We start from the raw sequence: 6,222 nt of genomic DNA on the forward strand, positions 1-6,222 counted from the left end.
CCCCCGACGGCACCCTCCTCGTCGCCGACTTCGGCGGCGACACCGTGACCTTCGTCGACCCCGGGAAGGACGGGTCCGGGAAGGGCGGGGCCCCCATCACCTCGGTGAAGGCCGGCACCGCGCCCTACGGCCTCGTCGTCGGCGAGGACGGGCGGGCCTGGGTCGCCACCGCCGAGGGCGTCGCGGTCGTCGACACCCGGGAGCGGACCCGGCTCGCGCTCGTCCCGTACGAGACGGAGTCCGGCCCGGTCACCACCGGCGAGTACCGGGGCGGCGGCATGGGCATCGCCCTGGCCCCGGACGGGAAGCACGTCTACGTCGGGGTCAACGTGCCCGGCGGCGACGGCGTGGTCGAGGTCATCGACACCGCGACCCGCGAGGTCACCGGCACCGCGCCCGTCGGCATGCGCCCCTTCGACGTGGACGTGTCGCCGGACGGCCGCGAGGTGTACGCCACCGATCACGACTCCTTCGACGTGACGGCGGTGGACGCCGGCTCGCTGGAGACCCGGCGCATGGAAGTCGCCCCGTACGGCACGGAGGGCGGGCTCGGCTCCTGGCTGAAGCCGCACTACGCCGTCGTGCGCCCCGAGGACGGCAAGCTGCTGCTGCCGTTCGAGGGGGAGCGGCTCGCGGTCCTCGACCCGCGCACCGGAAAGGTGACCATCGAGCCGATGACCGCCAACACCCACCAGCACGGCGCGGCGCTCGCCCCCGACGGCACCCTCCTCGTGGTGGGCACCGGCCCGATCGGCTCGGACGACGAGGAGCCCTCGCTCACCGTCCGCGCCCCCGACGGCACGGAGCGGGTCGTTCCGCTGGACGGACCGCACGAGGACGTGGCGGTGTCGAAGGACGGCCGCACGGCGTACGTCACCGGCGGCTTCACCCGCGACGGGTACTGGAACGGGATCACGGTCGTCGACCTGGACGACGAGAGGAGCGAGCCGGTCCGTCTGGAGGCAGGCAACCGGCCGCTCGGAATCGCCATCCTCTGAACTGGAGCCGCCCGTTCTTCCCCCGAGGCGGGCGGCTCCTCCCGGTCAGGGCCGCCGGGCGGCCTAGGATCGACCGGTGAACCACCGCGTCCCGGCCCCCGCCCCGCTCCTGCCGGCTCTGGCCCTGGCCCTCGCGCTGCTCGGCAGCGGGTGCACGGGCGGGGTCGAGGGGACCCCGGGCGAGGCCGGACTGCGCGACCCGTACTTCCCGGGTCTCGGCAACGGCGGCTACGACGTCACCCACTACGGCCTGGAGCTCGACGTCGACCCGGCCGGAGACCGGCTGCGCGGCACCGCCACGATCACCGCCCGCGCCACCCGGGACCTGAGCGCCTTCCACCTCGACCTCGCCGGGCTCGACGTGGACGGCGCCGCGGTCGAGGGCCGCCCGGCCGCCGTGAACCGGGCGGGCAAGGAGCTGACGCTGCGTCCGGCGGCCGCCGTCGAGGACCGGCTGCGCAAGGGGCGTACGTTCACCGCCGTCGTGCGCTACTCGGGCTCCCCGGAGACGATCACCGACCCGGACGGGTCGAAGGAGGGCTGGCTGCGGACGGCGGACGGCGCGGTCGCCCTCGGCGAACCGGCCGGGTCCATGGCCTGGTTCCCCGGCAACCACCACCCGAGCGACAAGGCCGCGTACGACATCGCGATCACCGTGCCCGAGGGGCTCGCGGGGATCTCCAACGGGGAACCGGTGTCCCGGCGTACGGCGGACGGGCGCACCGTCTACCGCTGGCGGACCGCCGAACCGATGGCGAGCTATCTGGCGACGGTCGCCGTGGGGCGGTTCGCCACCGAGGAGTCGGTGACCCCCGACGGCATCCGGCTGTTCACCGCCGTGGACCCGGAGTCGGCGGCGGCGAGCGCGGACGTGCTGGCGCGGATTCCGGCCGTGCTGAAGTGGTCGGCGGGGAAGTTCGGCCCGTATCCCTTCTCCTCCGCCGGGGCGATCGTCGAGCGGACGGGCGACTCGGCCTACGCCCTGGAGACCCAGAACCGGCCCGTCTTCCCCGGCCCGCCGGACACCGGGCTCCTCGTCCACGAACTGGCCCACCAGTGGTTCGGGAACTCCGTCACCCCCGCGACCTGGCGGGACATGTGGCTGAACGAGGGCTTCGCGACGTACGCGGAGTGGCTCTGGGCCGCCGACCACGAGGACGTACCGGTCGAGGAGAGCTTTCAGGAGGCGTACGAGTCCGACGCGAACTGGGCGTTCCCGCCGGCCGATCCGCCGACCGCCGCCGAGCTGTCCGAGCCGCCGGTCTACGGGCGGGGGGCGATGGCCGTGCACCGCGTCCGGCTCGCCATCGACGACGACCGGGCGTTCTTCGCCCTGGTCCAGGGGTGGACGAAGGCCCACCGGCACGCCAACGCCTCGACCGACGACTTCACCGCGTACGTGGAGGAGGAGACGGGCCGGGACCTCACCGAGCTGTGGGACGCCTGGCTGTACGGCAGGAGCCGGCCGCCCGTGGAGGGCTGACCGGCTCCCGTACCGGCTGACGTGACGCGTTACTTGACGTTGACCCCGGTCCAGGTGGCCGAGACCGCCTTCAGCTCCTCGCTGTCCGCGCCGAACAGGTCGGTCGCCGCCTTCTCGGTCGCGACGCGCGCGCCCGCGTAGTCGGTGGTGGAGGTCATGTAGACGGAGAGGGCCTTGTACCAGATCTGGTACGCCTTCTCCCGGCCGATGCCCGTCAGCGTCGAGCCGTCGGAGGTCGCGGAGTCGTAGTCGACTCCGTTGATCGTCTTCTTTCCGCTGCCCTCGGCGAGCAGGTAGAAGAAGTGGTTGGCGACGCCGGAGGAGTAGTGGACGTCCAGGTTGCCGAGGTTCTCGTCCCAGAAGTCGGCGGAGTTGCCGTCCTTGGAGGGCTTGTCCATGTAGCGCAGCGGGGTGCCGTCGCCGTTGATGTCGATCTTCTCGCCGATGAGGTAGTCCCCGGCGTCCGAGGCGTTGTCGGCGAAGAACTCCACCGACGCGCCGAGGATGTCGCTGGTCGCCTCGTTGAGGCCGCCGGACTCGCCCGCGTAGTCCAGGTTGGCGGTGGCGGAGGTGAGGCCGTGGGTCATCTCGTGGGCCGCGACGTCGATGGAGGTGAGGGCGCTCTTGTTGCCCTCGCCGTCGCCGTACGTCATGCAGAAGCAGCTGTCGTCCCAGAAGGCGTTGACGTAGTTCTCGCCGTAGTGGACCCGGGAGTAGGCGGCCTTGCCGTCGCCCGCGATGCCGTCGCGGCCGAGCGCGGTCTTGTAGAAGTCCCAGGTCTTCGCGGCGCCGTAGTGGGCGTCGACGGCGGCGGTCTGCCGGTCCGCGCCGGTGCCGTCGCCCCAGGCGTCGTCGTCGTCCGTGACGAGTTCGCCGGTGCCGGAGGAACCCTGGTTCAGGTCGTACGTCTTGTGGCCGCCGCGCTCGCCGTCGGTCAGCTCGAAGCCCGCGTCGGTCTTCGTGGTGGTGAGCTCGACCTCGCCGCTGTACTGGCTGGTGCCGGTGCCGGTCTCGACCGCCTCGTAGCTGTGCAGCTTCTTTCCGGTGGTGGCGTCGGTGATGGTGTGGACGCGGCTGGGCGTGCCGTCCTTCTGGACGCCCTTCTTGACGGTCTCCCAGGCGAGGACGGGGTTCTCGCCGCCCGCGTAGATCACCTTGCGGGCGCTCGCCGCGGCCTTCAGCTTCGGCGTCGTCGACGCCACGGCTATCTTCGCGTCGGTCGCCCTGTCGACGCTCTTGACCTTTCCGGCGGCGGTGGCGTGGGTGACGAGGTCGCCACCGAGGACGGGCAGGCCGTCGTAGGTGCGCTCGTAGCGGGTGTGGACGGTGCCCTCGGCGTCCTTGACGACGTCGCGGGCGATCAGCTTCTCCCGGCCGTCGAGCTTCAGGGCCTTCGCCGCCGAGGAGGCGTCCGCCTGGGCCGACTTGATGGCCGTGGCGCGCTGCGCCGAGGGGTTCACACCGAGTGCGGCGGCCGTGGAGGGCGTCGCCGCGGCGGTACGGGCGTCGTCGTCGCCGGGCGTGGCGACGGCGGATCCGGCCTGGACACCGGCGACGACCATCGCGGCGACCGCCGCGAGCGCTGCGAGCCGACGGGTGCCGCGGTGGGCGCGGGAGGTGTGGGGGGTGGTGTGGAGGTTCATGTGAGTGTTCTCCGTTGGTCGTCCTGTGGGGGGACTACGAGCGGAGAGCGTGCCACCTCATGAGCGAAGTTGACGGTGTGCCGACAATTGCCTCACAAGATTTTGACCAGTTCTTGTACGAATGGGGGGCCGCGCTGTCCGGTATTCGGCGAAGGGGTGCATTTCCGCCGTACGGGGCGGGCGACGTGACGGCCCCTCACCCACGCGGGAGCCCCCGGCCGCGAAGGCGGCCGGGGGCTCCGGTGAAGCGGGTGAAGCAGTCGTGCGCTCGGGTCAGAGGTTGACGCCGAAGTCCTGGGCGATGCCGCGCAGGCCGGAGGCGTACCCCTGGCCGACCGCGCGGAACTTCCACTCGGCGCCGTTGCGGTAGAGCTCGCCGAAGACCATGGCGGTCTCGGTGGCGGCGTCCTCGCTCAGGTCGTAGCGGGCGATCTCGGCGCCGCCGGCCTGGTTGAGGATGCGGATGAACGCGTTCCGGACCTGGCCGAAGTTCTGGCTGCGGTTCTCGGCGTCGTAGATGGAGACCGGGAAGACGATCTTGTCCACGTCGGCCGGCAGACCCGCCAGGTTGACGTTGATCTGCTCGTCGTCGCCCTCGCCCTCGCCCGTGACGTTGTCACCGGTGTGCACGATGGTCTGGTCCGGCGTCGACTTGTTGTTGAAGAAGACGAAGTGGCCGTCCGAGACGACCTTCCCGCCGGGGTTGACCGCGATCGCCGAGGCGTCGAGGTCGAAGTCGGTGCCGGTGGTGGTGCGGACGTCCCAGCCGAGGCCGACCGTGACGGCGGTAAGGCCCGGTGCCTCCTTGGTGAGCGAGACGTTGCCGCCCTTGGACAGGCTTACTGCCATGGGAAGTCCCTTTCCTCGTCGTGTGCGGGCTTCGTGCCATCACGAAAGCTACCGTCACCCGTCATAACGCAAGCAGCAGACCACGAGGTTCCTGGTCGCTTTACTTTCTTTGCCGAACTTCGTCCCGAAGTGGAGCCGGTCAGGGGACACCGTGCGGCCCGGTGCGCGGCCCGGTGCGCGGCCCGGTGCGCGATCCCGGGCGGACCCGGTGCGCGATCCCGTGGGCAAAAGAAGGTGACGAACGGGGTGCGGGGAAGGGACCATGGGTGTCATGTCCGGGCCCTATGTCATCCGCGGCTCGGTCTCCCTCCCGGAGGCCGAGCTCATGTGGCGTTTCTCGCGGTCCTCCGGACCCGGCGGCCAGCACGTCAACACCAGCGACTCCCAGGTGGAGCTGCGCTTCGACCTGGCGGCGACGGACGCGCTCCCCGAGGTGTGGAAGGCGCGGGCGCTGGAGCGGCTCGCAAGCAGGCTGGTGGGCGGGGTGATCTCCGTACGGGCCTCCGAGCACCGCTCCCAGTGGCGCAACCGCGAGACGGCCGCCGCCCGGCTCGCCGCCCTCCTCGCCGAGGCCACGTCGCCGCCGCCCAAGCCCCGGATCAAGCGGAAGATCCCGCGCGGGATCAACGAGCGCAGGCTGCGGGAGAAGAAGCAGCGCGGCGACACCAAGCGCGGCCGCTCGGGCCGCGACTGGTGATTCCGGGGCCCGCGCCGTCAGCCCAAATGCCGGTAGCGGCCCTTGAAGTACGCCAGTGGGTCGCCGTCCGGGCTCGGCAGCTCCGCCGTGAGCACCCGCCCGATCACCAGGGTGTGGTCCCCGGCCACCACGCGCTGCTCGGTGCGGCACTCCAGCGTCGCCAGCGCCCCGCCGACCAGCGGCGCGTGCGTGACCCCGCCCCGTACGTACGGGACGTCCTCGAACAGCAGCCGGTCGCTGATCCGGCCCTTCATGGCGAACCGTCCCGCGATGTGCCGCTGGCTCGCGGCCAGCACGGAGACCGCCCACAGCGGCTGCTCGTCCAGCAGGTCGTCCATCCGGGAGCCGTTGCGCAGGCTCACCATCACCAGGGGCGGATCCAGGGACACCGACATGAAGGCGGTCGCCGTCATGCCCACGTCCTCGCCCCGGCCGTCCTCGTCGAGGGGCGGCTCCTGGGCGGTGACCAGCACCACCCCGGCGGCCAGCCGCGCGAGGGCGGCACGGAACTCGTCGTTGCTCACTCCCTCAGCATGGGGGACGGTCTCGGGG

General features: G+C 71.7%; 6 protein-coding genes. 3 read left to right on the forward strand and 3 right to left on the reverse strand.

Annotated features, from left to right (window positions below; all coding sequences use genetic code 11):
- Together HET64_RS35125 and HET64_RS35130 are read left to right on the forward strand one after the other, a co-directional pair.
- Positions 1–998 (forward strand): hypothetical protein (locus tag HET64_RS35125; protein ID WP_215111295.1); only part of this gene is annotated, 998 nt, incomplete at its 5' end.
- Positions 999–1,074: 76 nt separating this feature from the next.
- Positions 1,075–2,481 (forward strand): M1 family metallopeptidase, encoded by a 1,407-nt coding sequence (locus HET64_RS35130; protein WP_215111296.1) that lies wholly within the window; start codon positions 1,075–1,077, stop codon positions 2,479–2,481.
- A gap of 29 nt (positions 2,482–2,510) precedes the next feature.
- Here HET64_RS35130 and HET64_RS35135 read toward each other — a convergent pair whose 3' ends face one another.
- Together HET64_RS35135 and HET64_RS35140 are read right to left on the reverse strand one after the other, a co-directional pair.
- Positions 2,511–4,124: a M4 family metallopeptidase gene (locus tag HET64_RS35135; protein ID WP_215111297.1), complete on the reverse strand. Its 1,614-nt coding sequence runs from the start codon at positions 4,122–4,124 to the stop codon at positions 2,511–2,513.
- A 273-nt stretch (positions 4,125–4,397) separates the two neighbouring features.
- Positions 4,398–4,973, reverse strand: coding sequence for a TerD family protein (locus tag HET64_RS35140; protein ID WP_007446537.1), 576 nt, complete (start codon positions 4,971–4,973; stop codon positions 4,398–4,400).
- A gap of 262 nt (positions 4,974–5,235) precedes the next feature.
- On the opposite strand from HET64_RS35140, the gene arfB reads away from it, so the two are divergent.
- Positions 5,236–5,670, forward strand: coding sequence for an alternative ribosome rescue aminoacyl-tRNA hydrolase ArfB (gene arfB / locus HET64_RS35145; protein WP_215111298.1), 435 nt, complete (start codon positions 5,236–5,238; stop codon positions 5,668–5,670).
- A 17-nt stretch (positions 5,671–5,687) separates the two neighbouring features.
- Here the strand turns inward: arfB and HET64_RS35150 are convergent, their stop codons facing one another.
- Positions 5,688–6,194: a flavin reductase family protein gene (locus HET64_RS35150; protein ID WP_215111299.1), complete on the reverse strand. Its 507-nt coding sequence runs from the start codon at positions 6,192–6,194 to the stop codon at positions 5,688–5,690.
- Positions 6,195–6,222 lie beyond the last annotated feature (28 nt).

The sequence above is a fragment of the Streptomyces sp. McG3 genome, assembly GCF_018619185.1.
GTDB lineage: Bacteria > Actinomycetota > Actinomycetes > Streptomycetales > Streptomycetaceae > Streptomyces.

Bases quoted from the DNA above. Each gene is read 5' to 3' on its own strand.
- HET64_RS35135 (WP_215111297.1), bottom strand. From the start codon at position 4,124: ATGAACCTCCACACCACCCCCCACACCTCCCGCGCCCACCGCGGCACC.
- arfB (WP_215111298.1), top strand. From the start codon at position 5,236: ATGGGTGTCATGTCCGGGCCCTATGTCATCCGCGGCTCGGTCTCCCTC.
- HET64_RS35140 (WP_007446537.1), bottom strand. From the start codon at position 4,973: ATGGCAGTAAGCCTGTCCAAGGGCGGCAACGTCTCGCTCACCAAGGAG.